Source organism: Bacillus chungangensis (assembly GCF_030812995.1).
Taxonomy (GTDB): Bacteria; Bacillota; Bacilli; order Bacillales; family Bacillaceae_C; genus Bacillus_CF; species Bacillus_CF chungangensis.
In genome coordinates this window covers 1-16218 of record NZ_JAUSTT010000037.1, presented here as the reverse complement: position 1 = coordinate 16218, position 16218 = coordinate 1, and the positions used below count along the sequence as shown (strand labels likewise).

Genomic DNA, 16218 nt, shown 5'->3' with positions numbered 1-16218 from the left:
ACTTTATTTTGTAGCTCCCCTCGTATGACTCCTATCAACATATCACTATATCGTCATTTGACCGTAAAAACGTTGATGTAAAATAGTCCTATACATCAGATAGTTTGTCCATTTCAACTTTCCGCTTAATTGCATACCTTAATAATGAAAGGAGAGATAAAAATATGGAAAAAAATAAAGATATCTATCAACATAACCATTCAGGAACTGACTACTGCACATCAAAATATATGCGAGATTTTACTGATCGAGCATTTCGAATTCCAGTGTTTGCAAGTTCCACAAATACTACTAATCGCATACAAGGTTATTTTTTGGATCTCCTCCTTCAAGAAATTGAAAATGTATTGCTGTTCCCGCGAACATTGCCTAAAAGTGAACAATATCCTGAATCATCACTAACAAGCATTCGTAGATTGATATTATCGAGCTATGGAATGTTAGCAGTTAATTTTCGCAGGTTTTTAGTAAAAGAAATGAAAACAAATGTTGGACCATTTCAAAAAGACAAGGTAACCTGGGAAGGAACTCCTTTTGCTCAAATTGAGCCGGCAATGGCATACCAATTCGGTCTTCCCTTACTTTTAGTGAGAGAATCAGGGACAGATAAAAATCGAGGGGTCTGGGAAAGAGGAAGTGCACCGTTTTTTATTTTAGAATGGGATTCAGATAATCAATCAGTCGATGCATTCTTTCAAGGTGTTGAATGGAGAGAAGCGTTCGCCAATTGGGTCGGGCATGTGAGAAGCGGCTATTATATGCAAACAGAACCGTCCTTTCATTTTCGATGCAATCCGCAAGAATAACAAAATAAATGATAGATCACCACCAAATGAGCGTAAACCATAAAGAAAAATCTAAAAATTCTCATTGTTTTATACTATTTATCAAATGCTAACGTTTGATATATACTTCAATAAGTGAAATGACTTGCTCAAGTAATTGAATTTACGTCTAGAATTAGGGCTTTATCAGTACTTGCAAAAAGAAGAAATCCCACCTTTTTCAACAAGTCTGCAATTGTAGGGTTTCTAGAGATCAAGAATAAAGTGAGTTATTCTGATCTCTAGAAGCCATTTTTTTATTGGTTAAGGAGCAGACTGATTTGAGGAAATTGAATTTTTAGTAAGGATAGATGAATTTCGCTGCTCTTGCTCCTTTGGATGGTTCAATAATAGCATTGAAAAACCTTAGAAAATTTTATTGTAAATTAGATGTGGGATAAAAAAATAAAGCTGCTCATCCGTGAGCAGCCTTTTTATGGGTATGATTATAGTTTTACAACGTTGTCAGCTTGTGGACCACGTTGACCTTCAACAATGTCAAATTCTACGCGTTGTCCTTCTTCTAAAGTTTTGTAGCCTTCTCCAGAAATAGCGCTAAAATGAACAAATACATCGCTTCCGCCTTCTACTTCGATGAAGCCAAATCCTTTTTCGCTGTTAAACCATTTTACAGTACCTGTTTGCATGTAACAAACCTCCAAAAATTTTTTAATATGTTACTCATATTTACGCAGTAAATAAAAATTCACATATTATAAAGAATATCCACAAAATAGGAGTAGATATTCTTTATAACATGTGAATCTAAAACTCCATATACTTGTTTTCATCTTAAAAATTGGTTATTTATTTAACGTTAACACGAACTGTTTCTAATGGCAGTGAATATTAGCTTTCCAAAACAACAAAAGCCCTGCCTCTCTTTCGTCCTTGCGGCTCCGATGACCGCGCCAGATGAATTGTACTTCCAAATATAGATTAGCAACATCAATAACGGTAATCTACCCTTTTATCATTTTAGCTTATTTAAAAGGAAAAAGCAAGAAATTAAAAATTTACACCATTTTAAGGATACCCAGTTTTTCTCAAATAAAACATCCTTTTCCGCTAAATAAATGTTTAAAGGTGATGATAATAATATCATAACGGGTTAAAAGCATCATGCAAGAAGAAAGAGCTTTCCACTCATCCTTTTGCATGATGCTTCTCAGACTAATATCGATTATTCACAAATAGCAGCTTATCCTGTTTTTGTGTCCGCTTTTCAATTTGATTAAACATAACGACGCTTATAGTGAGCCATACTATTCCCGCTGTATATCCGCCTACAATATCTGTCGGATAATGAACGCCAAGGTAGACTCTTGTTAAACCTATAATCAAGATGATTGATAATGCAGCAATTACTCCTATCACTCTTACAGAAGCACTTTTACTTAATTTGAACAAGATAAGTAAAAGTGTGCCAAATAAAACCATTGTTCCCATTGAATGGCCGCTTGGAAAACTGAAACCATGCTCCTCCACCAGTCTTAAAATAGATGGACGTTCACGCTGGAAAATATGTTTGAGAACTGTATTTAAGCCCACATATCCAACGGCAACAGACATCAGCAAATAAATCCCAAACAGATATTTTCGAAATAGCACTAAAATAAGGCTGAAGACGAAAGTGATGATTGCTATACCGATCGATGATCCAAGAAAAGTGATCTTCAATACAAGATTTGTTATTGGTTCCGATATAAAACCTTGTACGTACTGGATAATGCTATAATCAAATTGACGTATATGCGCTGCCTCAAAATCTTTTGCAATACTGACAAACACCCAAGTGCATGTTCCTAATATGAGCAATAACAATAGTAACGAAACAATGGGATGTTTTTTTTCTTCCATCATTTGCATGTATACCCCTCAATTCTATCTTCTCATTTCTGTTTTCAATAGTAGCATAGATGGATGAATGTACCAAGGGAAAAATGAGAAACAGAATAGTTGGATTCATTCGACTATTTTCTTTTTGGCCGCTGTTTTTTTGCGTGGTGCCGCTTTCTTTTGTTTTGGCCTTGTCTTATCTATAGAGGCCTGCAGTGCCGCCATTAAGTCAGTGACATTAGCTGCTGGTTCTTTTTCTATCGGTGTCACTACTTTCTCTCCTGTCTGCTTTGATTCAATCAATTCCAGTAATTTTGTTCGATATTCGTCTTTATATTTTTCAGGCTCAAACGGACTTGTCAATTGATCAATAAGTAAAATAGCTGTGTCTAATTCCCGCTTTGTAATTTGATCGTCAGTGGGAACACCAGGAACATCAGCTGCTTTCCTTACTTCATCTGGAAAATGAATCGTTTCCATGAGAAGGGTATGTTCAAAAACACGAATGATTGCAAGCCGCTCTTTAGACCTCATCACAATTTTAGCAACACCGGCTTTTCCTGATTCTACAAGTGCTTTCCGCAAAAGGCCATACGCCTTCGTTCCCCCAGTATTTGGTGACAGATAGTAGCTGCGCTCAAAATAAATAGGATCAATCTCCTCTAATTTAATAAAATCAATTAATTCAACCGCTCTTTCTTCACTGATTTTTTTTAAGTCTGCTAATTCATTTTCTTCTAGTACAACAAACTTCCCTTTTGTTATTTCATAACCTTTCACGATTTCCTCTACTTCCAATTCTTTTTCACAGACCGGACAGATTTTTTCATATTTAATCGGAGTATGGCATTCCTTATGAAGAGATCGAAGCTTTATATCCTTATCTTCTGTTGCTGCATGGAGTTTGACAGGAATACTTACAAGTCCAAAGCTTATATTTCCTTTCCACATCGTATGCATATAAGATCACATCTCTTTTCTTGATCATTTTTACTATAATGTCTGTATTTTCTCTCAGCATCATACTAGAAATTATTGTTATGGCCTTCAATAAATGTGGATATAACGAGATTTTCTCCGTGAAATAAAGGATTTATGGTTATGAACGAATAGCATCCCAGCGAATATAAGAAAAACCTTTCCCATTTTAAAAAGAGATGCAGGATAAAAACCTTTTCTTCAGGAAAAGATACATTACAATTCATCCCTTGAAAAATGCGATGCTGATTTCCTAACATGTACGCTTGAAGAGTTTAACATTTAATGAAACGTGAATTTGGTCACTCCCCTCTTCTAGCAATAGTTGTGGGATAAAAAAATTGTGTGGTGAATACATTGAAACCGATGTTGCCAATCTTAAAACAATCATTGCCTCAAAAGGAAAAATGGGGATACGAAGTGAAATATGATGGATATCGAGGGATGTTAGAGTGGACAGAAGAAAAAATGCATCTTTGGAGCCGAAATGAGCGTGATCTGCTGCCCCAATTTCCAGAATTAGCAGCGTTTCTTTTACAGCTTCGTCCAAAGGCTGCAAGCTATTTTCCACTTCTCCTAGATGGTGAATTAGTCTTACTAGAACATGGATGTAAAGCAAATTTTCAACAATTGCAAATTCGCGGCCGGATGAAAACAGACAGCCGTATTAAAAAACAGGCACAACAGCGTCCTTGTTGTTTTCTTGCCTTCGATCTCTTGCAGCAATCAGGAAAAAATTTATGGAAGAAGCCTTATCATGATCGGAAACAACTTCTTCAAAATTTATTAGCTGAATGGGGATTGCCACTTACACCGACAATCGGTGTAGAAGCACTGCTCCATTATGTCCCCTATGACAAAAGCAGCACAAATATTTGGGAAATGATTCAAGCTTCTGATGGAGAAGGAATGGTCGCAAAACAGCTCAATAGCAAATGGGAGGAAGGAAAACGTTCGGAAGCATGGATTAAATTGAAAAATTGGAAGACCGCATCATGTTTCATCACTGCTTATAGCAAAGAAAATGGCTACTACGAAATCGGCGTCTATCAAAATAACCAAATCATCATTTTAGGACAGTTTCTTTTTAGTCTGCCACCAGAAAGCAAAGGCGCATTGCAAACAATTATCCAGGAAAATGCCCATACTCAAAACGGCTCAACTCTTCTTATCTCTCCAGCAATTTGCGTCGACGTCTTTTACTTAGAATGGTATGAAGGCCAATTAAGAGAACCGCATTTTCATACATTTCGATTTGATTTGACACCAGACGACTGTACCTTCGAACAATTTTTAATTCAAGAGGCAAGCCTTCCACAGGAAGTGACGATTACCCACCCTGATAAGCCGCTTTGGAAACATGACGCGATAACCAAGTTAGATTATGTTCGTTATTTACGAAAAGTCTCGCCATATATGCTGCCTTTTTTACATGATCGTCTACTTACTCTCATTCGTTACCCACACGGCATTTTTGGAGAAGGATTTTATCAAAAGAACTGTCCAGATTATGCACCTAGCTTTGTCAAAACACATCAAGAAGGCGATATAGAATATATCTTATGCAATGATCTAAGAACCTTTATTTGGTTAGGCAATCAGCTAGCTATTGAATTTCACCTTCCTTTTCAAACAATAGAAAGTCATTTTGTCAGCGAAATTGTTTTCGATCTTGATCCACCAAGCCGTGACAAATTTCAGCTTGCTGTGCAAGCAGCTCAAATGATGAAAGAGATTTTCGATCAATTATTACTAAAAAGCTTTGTAAAAACATCAGGAAATAAGGGCTTGCAAGTGTATATCCCACTCCCTGATAACCAATTTACATGGGAGGATACGAGGAAGTTTACTTCCTTTATTACACAGTATCTTGTAACAAAAGAGCCAACATTATTTACAACAGAAAGATTGAAAAAAAATCGAAAAGGCAAGCTCTATCTTGACTACTTGCAGCATGGAGAAGGAAAAACAATCATTGCACCATATTCCGTGCGGGGAAATGAAGAAGCATTAGTAGCAGCACCTTTGTTTTGGGACGAAGTAAATGAAAAGCTTCATCCAAATATGTTTACGATAAAAACAGTACTACAACGACTCCACAAAATGGGCTGTCCTTTTGCAGCATATATGACTGCAAAGAAAGATCAGCCATTTGCAAACGTATTAGAAATAATGCATGCAACATAGTGTGGAGAAACTCTTATTCTTCATATAGAATTTACGATGCTTTTCTTAAAATTTATTCGAAAACCAATGGGAGACTGAAATAAAAATGTTAGTCTCCCACTTCTAAACAAACAATATGTTTCATAAGGAGCGCTTTTGCACCCTTTATATACAAGATAAAGTGAAACTTCCATACCCAACATGAGAAGTAGAACAAAGGCTAAAGCCGCAACGTCCTCGAAAAAGGAAACCGCTTTTTCTTCGTCCGATGCTGATGCAAAAAGCTATCCTTATTCTGTCGGCTCGACCAATCGGACATTTGACTTTCCGTTAGTCCCCATTAAACTTCTTCCATCCTCTTACACTTGAGGTGGAGGGCTTCCTGCCAGTTAGATGTGGGATAAATATTGAATCAACGCAAGGCAAATGAGACGATCGATTTCACTTGCGTTGTCACTAAAAATAAGAATCGGAGTATTTGGTGCGAAAGTTCGCTGCCAACTAATAGGCATCCACCCCTTTTGCATTTGACACATCATTTGATCATTTTTTTTAATTTTCATAACTCCATATTTTTGTTCGACGCTTATTTCGTCTTTCTGAAAAATAAATACAAGCTTTCTGTGACGCTTTCTAATTAGCTGTAGAGATAGTACCGTTTCCTTCATCAAGAGCGTTATTTGCGGTTGTCGTTTACTAACATATATAGATGCAATCAGCAAACCGCTTCGATCTCGAATAAAAAATCGACGGTTTGTCCAATTATCAATAATTGGCGGAACTAGCCAATTAAACCGGCTTACATCTTGATATAGCTCCATCTCCTCTAAGCCATTTGGCAAGAAAAAATGCATTTTTAAAAGGGGTCCCTGTGTAAAAAGAAGGAGAAGTAAATCTTGTCGGCATTTTATTTGTGTGCATTTTCCAGCTTTACTGTTCTTTACTTTCCATTCGTAAAAAAGATAATGAACGAACAAATATAATAAAAATATCCATAGTACATACAAGATAATAGCAAAAGAATGCAGGAAATCTGTAAGATAGAAGAAGAGAAGCAAAATACTTGCCGCAATGAATTGATATAAATATAGCTGTGATCTTTTCATATAATATGTGCCGATATTCAACATCTATCACCGTCATTTCACAGTATCACTTAATGATATGGAAATAGACGGTGTTTTATGATGAGATGTAGGAAATTTACTTTATTGGAAAAATCGAATAACCAATGGGAAACGATATAGTTGTCCCTCATATGCTTTGATTGCTCCAACAATCTGAAACACGATAAATACAATTCCCAACGCCCAAAGCAGCAAGAAGCCGACCAGTAAAAGGACAAGAATTGCGCTTATAACCGTATAAATGAAGTAAGAAATGATAAAATTAAAATATTCTTTACCATGAAAATCAATAAATGCAGATTCATCTTTTTTAATAAGCCAAATGACAAGCGGGCCAATAAAGGTTGTAAAAAAACTTGTGACATATATGAGCATTGCCATGATTCTTTCATCTTTTGTAGGCATTTTCACTCACACTCCTTTCTTTCTATTTTATACGTTTTATATAAAAAAAAAGCTTCAATTTTTTTATATTTTTTTATTATATGGATATATTGTTCATACTTCAACGTTTATGAAACTTCCAATATTTTTTTCATCCTCCATATAGAGAATGGCACGTCCTCGAAAAGGAATGTCATTTTATCTTTATCGAGTGCTTCATAAGAAAGAAAAACGCTGCTCTTTTACAAGAAATAACGCTGAAACAATATTCATCAGGAAAAAAATAAGCGTACGAGCATAGACTAGCATAGGTGCCTTTCTGACAACTTGCATAAAAATAACACGATCACTTCTATCAATTGTTTTTCTGCAAGTGATTTATTTCATCATCCAATAAAAAAGTTCACTTAATGGGGTTGATTACTAGATTGAATACAGAGTGGATTATTCTCTTGATGGAAAAGCTCGGTGATTATGGATTTTTTGGTATTACGTTTGGACTAATGATTGAAATCATTCCGAGTGAAATTGTTCTGGGCTATGGGGGATATCTCATTGCGAATGGACAAATTACTTTTATTAGTGCACTTATAGCCGGAATACTTGGTGGAACAATGGCTCAGCTTTTTCTCTATTGGTTAGGCGCTTATGGCGGCCGTCCTTTTTTTGAACGATATGGAAAGTTTTTTCTTATTCGCACCAAGCATTTAGATGCGGCGGAAAGGTGGTTTGAACAATACGGAACAATCGTTATTTTTACTGCACGGTTTATACCAATTGTACGCCATGCAATTTCTATTCCTGCGGGAATTGCGAAAATGTCTTTTAAACAATTTACTCTCTATACTGCTGCAGCAATGCTTCCATGGACGATTCTTTTTTTGCTTATTGGTATGCAGCTAGGACAACATTGGCAACAAATAGGGGAAACTGCTGTAAATTACTTAAAGCCAATTATTATTTTAGCGTTGGGCAGTTTGCTTCTTTATTTCTGTTATCATTTCTTTATAAAACGAAGATAAAGTGAAATTTCCAAAGTCGGGGTTTTCTCTTATCCCCCTACTAATAATAGGAGAACGTCCTCGAAAAAGAAGCGCACTTTTTTTTCGTGCGATGCTGTTCAAGAAGCTTTCCTTATCATGTGATCCGAGCAGCTATCTACCACCTAAGTGTTTACTTTTAAGGTGGAGTCTTTTTGTCAGTAAGATGTGAGATTAAATGACTGTTTGTCGAAAAAAAAATGCTTTTTTTCTCTTCACAAATGAACTATTTTTTTGTATGATACTTTCATAAAGCACAAAAAAACAAGAACTCGTAATATTTGCAAAAACATTCTTCTTGATAAAGAGATTGGAATGAATGCCCAAAAGATAGTGAAACAGATAAAGTGAAACTTCCATCAGTGGGGGTTTTCTCTTATCCCCCACTGATGGTTAGTTGAACCAATCGGACATTTACTGGCAGTTATCCCCCACCTAGTCTTCTTCGATTCCTCTTACTCCCCGAGGTGGGGGGCTTACTGCCAGTTAGATGTGGGATAAAATAATGATATTCTCCCGACTTGCATCATTCATTGATAGAAGTCGGTTGTTGTACAACATTTGTACATCGTAATGGAGGGAAGGCAAATGGTGCGCCACCAGTTTTTTGACTGGTTCTAGTGGGTTCGATTCCCACCCCGAAATTTTTTATTATTATTAAAAAATTTCGAGGGTGGTACTGATCCATAGGACTGCCCTGTATTTGGAGGGATTAGCATGCTCAAAAAACGCGATCTAAATGGACATGAAAACCGTGTCTTATTCGATTTAATGGTGCATCCTGATGTCTTTCCTTTTGTTCGTCATAAGGCTTCTTCTTATGAAGCATTTTTGTTTTTAACAAAACAAACGATCGAAGCGGAAGAACGAGGAGAATTGATTTCACGAACAATTTTAGACGAATGGGGCAATACGATCGGAACGATTAATCTATTTGATATTGAAGACAATGCTGGTTTTCTTGGCACTTGGCTAGGAAAACCGTACCATGGCAAAGGCTACAACAGACTTGCAAAAGAAGCCTTCTTTCAATTTTTATTTTTTGAAAGTAAAATCGAGACAATTTTTATACGAATTCGCAAGGGAAATCATCGTTCAATCAACGCTGCACTGAAACTTCCATATGCCTTAAAGGCTAACAAAACAAGAAAAGAAATCTTTAACAAAATAAATGTCAATGATTATGTGTACGACTTGTTTGAAGTTCCAAAGGATCAATATATTTTTTATTATACACGTCAGCAAGCCGTCCTGGGTGAAACCTCTTGTTTAGAAGCATGAAGTGAAGCTTCTCCTTCCTTCTCCCCTACAGTTGGAAGGTAAAAAGTTGTCCCCATTTTTCTTTTTCCCTATTGAAACTTTATAAAATGATCTGTTCATTATACTGATCCACTTTGGCGGGCTGCAAATTAGGCAGCCCCCTTTCTTTTTTTCATTCATTTTTTCTACCCTCCTATGGTATAATTTCATTCGTATCTCAAAAAAGAAACAGATGGGGGAAACAGATGAAACAAACTTCTACATTATCAGAAAAAATCAAGCAATTTTCATATATTCTTATCCCAATTCTCATCACACAGTTAGCAATGTATGCAATGAATTTTTTCGATACAATGATGTCTGGTCAATATGCTAAAAATGATTTAGCAGGAGTGGCTATCGGTTCATCGTTATGGGTTCCAGTGTATACGGGCTTGAGTGGAATTTTGTTGGCTGTTACTCCAATCGTTGCTCAGTTAGTTGGCGCCAAAAAAAATAAAGAAGTTCCATTCTCTGTCATACAAGGCATTTATGCTGGCGTCAGCCTTGCGTTATTTGTTTTGCTGATCGGAAGTCTTGCCCTAGAACCGATCTTACAATCGATGACATTAGAGCCCGAAGTGAGGTCAATTGCCAAGCATTATTTAATCGCGCTTTCTTTCGGCATCATTCCGCTATTTGTTTTTAATGTGCTGCGCTCTTTTATTGATGCACTAGGAATGACAAGAACAACGATGATCATTACGCTATTAACACTGCCCATTAATGTGATCTTTAACTATTTATTAATTTTTGGGAAATTAGGAATGCCAGAGCTCGGAGGTGTCGGCTCAGGTTATGCATCGGCAATCACTTACTGGCTCGTTACATTTATTGCTATTATGGTTGTACATCGGCAAAAACCATTTAACCAGTACCATATTTTTAAACGTTTATATGCAATCTCTTTTAAAAAATGGAAAGAAATATTTCTCCTAGGTGTTCCAATTGGAATGTCGATTTTTTTTGAGACAAGTATTTTCTCAGCTGTTACGCTGTTTATGAGTAAGTTTGGAACAGAGGTAATTGCTGCGCATCAAGCTGCACTTAACTTCTCCTCTTTACTGTACATGATGCCGTTAAGTATTTCGATGAGCTTAACAATTGTTGTAGGGTTTGAAATTGGAGCGAAAAGAGCACAGGATGCAAAAGCTTATAGTAAGCTAGGCCTTACAACGTCTATATTAATGTCAAGTATGTCAGGAGTCATCCTTTATCTATTCCGAACGCCTGTCTCTACAATATATAGTGAAGATACTATTGTCATTGGCTTAATTGCACAGTTTCTCGTATATGCAATCTTTTTTCAGTTTTCTGATGCGATTTTGGCGCCTATGCAAGGAATTTTGCGGGGCTATAAAGATGTCAACGTCACTTTTTTTATTGCCCTTATATCCTTCTGGGTTATTGGCCTGCCGCTTGGATATATCCTCGCTAATTATACAGCGCAAGGACCATTTGGCTATTGGATTGGTTTAATCTCAGGTTTGGCAGCAGGAGCTATTGCCTTATCTTTCCGTTTGTTCGCCGTTCAAAAAAGAAAAACGAGTGAAATTGCAACGACCCCTTCTGATTTTTAGGATAGCAAGTCTCCTAGATTCGGATGGGGATTTTCCCTCTGGCTAATTGAAAGTTTCCTATGAAGATATCAGAGGATGATTTTACAAAGAAAAGACAAAATATCATTAGTATATCTAGCGCTTTTTATACTCATTGATGTGAACTTCCAAACCTTGTATCATAGAGTAAAATCTCAAAAATAGATCAATAAAGTGAAACTTCCAGTCACGTCCTCGAAAAAGAATGCCGCTTTTTCCTCGTGCGATGTATCACTGCCGAAGCTTTCTTTATCCTGGCGGCTCCGAACCAATCGGCATTTGACTTTCAATTATCCCCTGCCTAGCGCTTCTGATTCTCTTACTCCCTGAGGTGGGGGCCTACTGCCAGTTAGATGTGGGATAAAATTAGCTTCTAGATTTAATAATGGAGGGAAAATGAGTGGATGCATTTTATCGTTCTCAATTCATAAGAAAGATTGAACTCTTGCATGATCAAGTACCTAGTTCCCAAAAATATCCGTTTAATATTCCGGCTATAAGATCCTTGACTGAGTTAACACTGCATCCAAACGCAACGTTTTTAATTGGTGAAAATGGGATGGGGAAATCCACATTGTTAGAGGCAATTGCCATTTCAATTGGATTTAATCCAGAAGGTGGCACATTTAATTTTAATTTTTCGACAAGTGATTCCCATTCAGAACTCGAACAGTATATTAAGGTGGTCAAAGGAGTGAAGAGGCCTAAGGATGGGTTCTTTCTACGTGCAGAAACATTTTATAATTTAGCCACAAATATCGAAGAATTAGATCGTGAACCAGGAGGAAGCGAACGAATTATCAACTCTTATGGAGGGGTATCTCTTCATGAACAATCGCATGGAGAATCTTTTTTTGCTGCGTTTACGAATCGCTTTACTGGAAACGGCATTTATATTTTGGACGAACCAGAAGCGGCCCTTTCTCCTTTAAGACAATTATCATTACTGTCAAGAATGCATGACTTAATAAATAAAAACTCTCAATTTATTATTGCCACGCACTCCCCTATTATCATGGCCTACCCTGATTCTATTATTTTAGAGTTGACGGAGAACGGAATAAAACACTCAAAACTGGAAGAAACGGATCATTATTCCATCATGAAGCAATTTTTTGATGATAAAGATCGATTGCTTCATCATCTTTTCACTTAAATGTTAGAGTTGCTAATTCTGAATGTTTTAGAGTATGATAAAAAAAAACAGAGCCGATCAGATCGGCTCTGCTTGATGATTCTTATTTTCCAATAAACATTTGTGTCCAGTAGTTGCCATTTTCTGCATAGCCAACACCAATATGAGTAAAGTTCTTGCTTAGAATATTCTCACGGTGTCCTGGGCTATCCATCCAACCTTTCACAACTTCTTCTGGAGAACGCTGCCCCATGGCAATATTTTCACCAGCTGCACGATAAGAAATACCAAATTGTTTCATCATGTCAAATGGTGACCCATATGTAGGGCTATTATGGTCAAAGTAGTTATTTTTTTGCATATCATTTGATTTTTCACGAGCTACTTTGCTAAGCTCTGTATCAATTTTTAATGCAGGCAATCCGTTTTTGCTGCGCTCTTGGTTAGTCAATTCAACCACTTTTTGTTCAAATGCACTTAATTCACCAGTTGTTTGCTGTTCCTCATTCCCAGTAGGTTTTTCACTAGGTGTTGGGTTCGGCTGTTGTGGCTTCTCCTGTTCCTGATTAGGTACCTCTGTTGACGGATTTTGTGGTGCTTTATTCCATTGTGGATATTTAAAGCTGTATTTATCTTTCATCCAGATAAAACAATTTGATTTCTGACTTTGCTTTGTCTGATTTTTTGCAGGTACATCAGGTGTTCCAGCAGCGGCATCGGCACTTCCTACTAACGGTGTAACAAGCAGTGCAATTGTAGCTGCTGTTGAAATTAAGAATTTTTTGTTCATGTTGAAATTCCTCCTTTAGTTTCTCTTTCGCCCTTGCAAAACTATCATAACATGCGAGATTTGTAATATTTTAGGGAGGAATTTCCAGTTTGCTAGTTTTAAAAATTTTAACTGTTATTTTCAAAGATAATGCTTCTTCTAATCTACTTCATCCCTTTACAACCAATTACTTGAGATAAATCTCCTTTTATTGCTTACATTTCCAACCGTGCAACATTAAACTTTTTATCCAACATTTGCCGAGAATTAATGGTTGACAACTAAAAAATTGCCTTGTTTATATAACAATTATTGCAATTATATGTCGAATAAGAACGTGTGATGACAGTATTTGATATCCGACTTAGCAATGGAATACATTTCTAGAAGATAGGGGAAGCTGAAATAGAAACTTTCATCTAAGTCTATTTTCTGTTAGGAGGTATGATAGATGGGTCCATATCGTTGTCCAAATTGCAAGTCAAATCGCTCGCGCTTTAATATTATTCAACAGGTTGTCCAGTCAGTAAAGCTTGATCCACAGACAGGGAATTTGCTTGAGGAAAATGCTTCAAGTCCATTTCATCTTGCATATAATGGACCAAGCTGCCGCATTCAATGTGCTGCATGTGGATTAATAGAAGATGAGTACACTTTTTTAAAATTTGCAGAGAAACAAAATTAAGTAAAAAGGACTGCTTCAAAAATTTTTGAAGCAGTCCTTTTAATGTTTCGCCCTATTTCTTTTTAACAAGTTCTAATGCTTTAAGCATCTGAGTATCGTTCTCAACAATTTTTTCTCGCACTTTATTCATTAATTCAATCGTTGTCTCGCCTTTTAAAATACCTGTTGCCTCTTGGTTCATATCCCTTTGAAATGATTTTACAGCTTCTACTGTTTCTTCATCGTAAAAACCATCAATTTTTCCAGGTTGATAGCCGAGAACTTCCAGCATTTCTTCAGCCGCTTTTACATCATTGGAAATCGTCGCTTCTTTCAGTTCTACATCCGGATTAATTAACGGCAATTGAGCGTACTTCGGTAAATCAACAACAAAATCAGGCTCAATACCCTTTTCGTGAATCCAATTTCCTTCAGGAGTCAGCCATTTTCCAGAAGTAAACTTCATATTAGAGCCGTCAGTGAAGTCTTTTGTAGCTTGAACCGTTCCCTTGCCAAATGATTGATGGCCGACCAAAGGAATACCAGCAGATTCTTTTACTGCAGCTGCTAAAATTTCCGAAGCGCTGGCACTGCCTTTATCAATAATCATTGCAACTGGAACATTTACTTTCTTCCCGCCATCAGCTACATATTGTTCAATCGTGCCATCTTTCATCTCATTTTGGAAAAGTACTTTGCCTTCAGGGACAAATAAATTGGATATTTTAATTGCTTGATCTAAAAGTCCACCAGGATTCTGCCTTAAATCAAGAATCAAACCAGTCATTCCTTTTGCTTCTAAATCATCTATTACACGAATTAAATCATCATAAGTTGTTTTTGCAAAGCTTGTAACCTGAACTTTCCAAATCCCATCTTCCACTTTTTCCGAATATACTGTTTCAATCGGAATTTCGTCGCGAGTAATTTTAATTTCAGCTGGTTCTGAAGCCCCTGCACGCTGAATCGTTAATGTGACGTCCGTTCCCTTTTTACCACGAATTAACAAAACTGCTTCATTGGCACTCATTCCTTGAATACTTTTTTCATCAACCTTGAGAATCTTATCTTTCGGAAGAAGTCCCGCCTTTTCAGCTGGAGACCCTTTAATTGGGGAGACAATGACAACAAAACCGTCTTGTTCCTGCACCTCTGCACCAATTCCTTCGAAGGATGCTTCAATGCCTTCATGAAATTTCTTTGCTTCCTCTGCAGTCATATAATCAGAGTATGGATCTTCTAGTGCATCTAACATTCCATCTATTGCACCATTCACTAAAGCTTCCTGATCTAGATCCTTAAAATACTCTGTACGCAAGAGATCGTATGCATTGTACAATTTTTGAAACTCTGGCCGATATACAGAAGCTTGCCCATCCCCCGATGCCTTCTCTTCCTTAAAAGATAGTGCAAAGACGGTTGATCCTGCTGTCAAAAAGACAACGATAAAAGTAAAGATAATCAATCTGCTCTTTTTTATTTTGACAAAGCGATTAGGCTTTTCTGTCTCCGTTTCTAGTTCTTGTTTTTCGTTTTCCAAACCGATCACCACTTTCATTCCCATTTAAAGGCTATTTTAATCAAGCGGTTGTCCAAAAAGTGCATTTATATCACTTTGCCATTCCAATTTTCTCACGATCGATAGCAAAGTTCTTCTCACTACCTTTAAAAGCCTGCGTTTTTAGCAGAATTCAAGGAGTGCTATAATTCAAACGCCAATTTTACAGTTTCTTTCGCATCCAGCTTCTTGAACAAACACTAACATTCCTGTTCGGGAATCATTAACTCTTTTATTCTAACAGTTTTTTGTCATATATGAAAGTAATTGATGATGCTCAAAAGCTTTTATGTTGTTTGTCCAGTCTCTTAAAGTCTATGAAAGAATGAATCCCTTCATTCGAAGAAAGGATGAACTTAGGAAGGATATCTATTTATCTTTCTTTAACTGGATTTCCGAAAAGAATTCTCCTACTTCTAAATTGTGAAGGGCATAGCCCAATGAAAGTGGGAGATGAATTTTCGGTTGGCGTAAGCCAAAAGATTGTTTTATGATTAGTCTATACAATATGGTTTGATAGCACTATAAAAAACTATGTGCATGTTTAAGGCACATCTGAATAGTGAGTTATCAAAGTTTTTAAATGTGTATAAGCGTGTAAGTTCTCTTCTCATAAAACGTGACTTTCCCATTGTTCGCAAAAAACTTTGGAAAGAAATGTTTTGGTCAAGAAGTTTCTGCTTGTTTACTACAGGCGGTACTTCTGTAGAAACAATCAAGCAGTACATTAAAAAACAAGGCGGAAAGTAGGTGTAGAAAATGTTGAAAGCATATAAATATCGGATATATCCAAACGAAGAACAAAAAATATTTTTCGCAAGAACATTTGGTTGTGTA

The 16218-nt window shown here is 36.7% G+C and carries 15 protein-coding genes and 1 pseudogene; 9 read left to right on the top strand and 7 right to left on the bottom strand.

Going from position 1 to position 16218, the window contains the following annotated elements:
* Window positions 1-164 precede the first annotated feature (164 nt).
* A complete protein-coding gene (locus J2S08_RS20520; RefSeq protein ID WP_307232890.1) occupies window positions 165-806 on the top strand; it encodes a hypothetical protein in 642 nt (213 codons plus the stop codon).
* Between the two features lie 464 nt (window positions 807-1270).
* Here the strand turns inward: J2S08_RS20520 and cspD are convergent, their stop codons facing one another.
* The 3 genes from cspD to ku all read right to left on the bottom strand — a co-directional run bounded on the left by cspD (window position 1271) and on the right by ku (window position 3623).
* Window positions 1271-1471: a cold-shock protein CspD gene (gene cspD / locus J2S08_RS20515; protein WP_307232888.1), complete on the bottom strand. Its 201-nt coding sequence runs from the start codon at window positions 1469-1471 to the stop codon at window positions 1271-1273.
* A gap of 526 nt (window positions 1472-1997) precedes the next feature.
* On the bottom strand, window positions 1998-2687 hold the full coding sequence (locus J2S08_RS20510; protein ID WP_307232886.1) for a phosphatase PAP2 family protein: 690 nt from the start codon (window positions 2685-2687) through the stop codon (window positions 1998-2000).
* A gap of 102 nt (window positions 2688-2789) precedes the next feature.
* Window positions 2790-3623 (bottom strand): non-homologous end joining protein Ku, encoded by an 834-nt coding sequence (gene ku / locus J2S08_RS20505; RefSeq protein ID WP_307232884.1) that lies wholly within the window; start codon window positions 3621-3623, stop codon window positions 2790-2792.
* A gap of 375 nt (window positions 3624-3998) precedes the next feature.
* Here ku and J2S08_RS20500 point away from each other — a divergent pair, with 375 nt between their 5' ends.
* The gene (locus J2S08_RS20500; protein WP_307232925.1) at window positions 3999-5828 is read left to right on the top strand and encodes a DNA ligase D; all 1830 of its coding nucleotides are present in this window, start codon (window positions 3999-4001) and stop codon (window positions 5826-5828) included.
* A 368-nt stretch (window positions 5829-6196) separates the two neighbouring features.
* Here the strand turns inward: J2S08_RS20500 and J2S08_RS20495 are convergent, their stop codons facing one another.
* Both J2S08_RS20495 and J2S08_RS20490 read right to left on the bottom strand, forming a co-directional pair.
* Window positions 6197-6934, bottom strand: a complete 738-nt coding sequence (locus J2S08_RS20495) for a hypothetical protein (protein WP_307232883.1) — start codon at window positions 6932-6934, stop codon at window positions 6197-6199.
* A gap of 81 nt (window positions 6935-7015) precedes the next feature.
* Complete coding sequence (locus tag J2S08_RS20490; protein ID WP_307232881.1) at window positions 7016-7339, bottom strand: DUF4870 domain-containing protein; 324 nt, start codon at window positions 7337-7339, stop codon at window positions 7016-7018.
* Window positions 7340-7746: 407 nt separating this feature from the next.
* Between J2S08_RS20490 and uptA the strand changes: the two genes are divergently transcribed.
* The 4 genes from uptA to J2S08_RS20470 all read left to right on the top strand — a co-directional run bounded on the left by uptA (window position 7747) and on the right by J2S08_RS20470 (window position 12411).
* Window positions 7747-8340, top strand: a complete 594-nt coding sequence (gene uptA / locus J2S08_RS20485) for an undecaprenyl phosphate transporter UptA (RefSeq protein ID WP_459076814.1) — start codon at window positions 7747-7749, stop codon at window positions 8338-8340.
* A gap of 735 nt (window positions 8341-9075) precedes the next feature.
* Complete coding sequence (locus J2S08_RS20480; RefSeq protein WP_307232879.1) at window positions 9076-9639, top strand: GNAT family N-acetyltransferase; 564 nt, start codon at window positions 9076-9078, stop codon at window positions 9637-9639.
* A gap of 224 nt (window positions 9640-9863) precedes the next feature.
* Window positions 9864-11237, top strand: a complete 1374-nt coding sequence (locus J2S08_RS20475; protein ID WP_307232877.1) for an MATE family efflux transporter — start codon at window positions 9864-9866, stop codon at window positions 11235-11237.
* 418 nt (window positions 11238-11655) lie between these two features.
* Window positions 11656-12411, top strand: a complete 756-nt coding sequence (locus J2S08_RS20470) for an AAA family ATPase (RefSeq protein WP_307232875.1) — start codon at window positions 11656-11658, stop codon at window positions 12409-12411.
* 82 nt (window positions 12412-12493) lie between these two features.
* Here J2S08_RS20470 and J2S08_RS20465 read toward each other — a convergent pair whose 3' ends face one another.
* Window positions 12494-13180: a CAP domain-containing protein gene (locus J2S08_RS20465; RefSeq protein WP_307232874.1), complete on the bottom strand. Its 687-nt coding sequence runs from the start codon at window positions 13178-13180 to the stop codon at window positions 12494-12496.
* Window positions 13181-13610: 430 nt separating this feature from the next.
* Here J2S08_RS20465 and J2S08_RS20460 point away from each other — a divergent pair, with 430 nt between their 5' ends.
* On the top strand, window positions 13611-13844 hold the full coding sequence (locus tag J2S08_RS20460; protein WP_307232872.1) for a DNA alkylation repair protein: 234 nt from the start codon (window positions 13611-13613) through the stop codon (window positions 13842-13844).
* A gap of 52 nt (window positions 13845-13896) precedes the next feature.
* Here J2S08_RS20460 and J2S08_RS20455 read toward each other — a convergent pair whose 3' ends face one another.
* Window positions 13897-15372, bottom strand: a complete 1476-nt coding sequence (locus tag J2S08_RS20455; RefSeq protein WP_377907542.1) for a lmo1851 family serine protease — start codon at window positions 15370-15372, stop codon at window positions 13897-13899.
* A gap of 549 nt (window positions 15373-15921) precedes the next feature.
* Here J2S08_RS20455 and J2S08_RS20450 point away from each other — a divergent pair.
* Both J2S08_RS20450 and J2S08_RS20445 read left to right on the top strand, forming a co-directional pair.
* Window positions 15922-16131 (top strand): annotated as a pseudogene (locus tag J2S08_RS20450) (transposase); the annotation flags it as partial.
* Between the two features lie 9 nt (window positions 16132-16140).
* Window positions 16141-16218 (top strand): helix-turn-helix domain-containing protein (locus J2S08_RS20445; protein WP_307232918.1); only part of this gene is annotated, 78 nt, incomplete at its 3' end.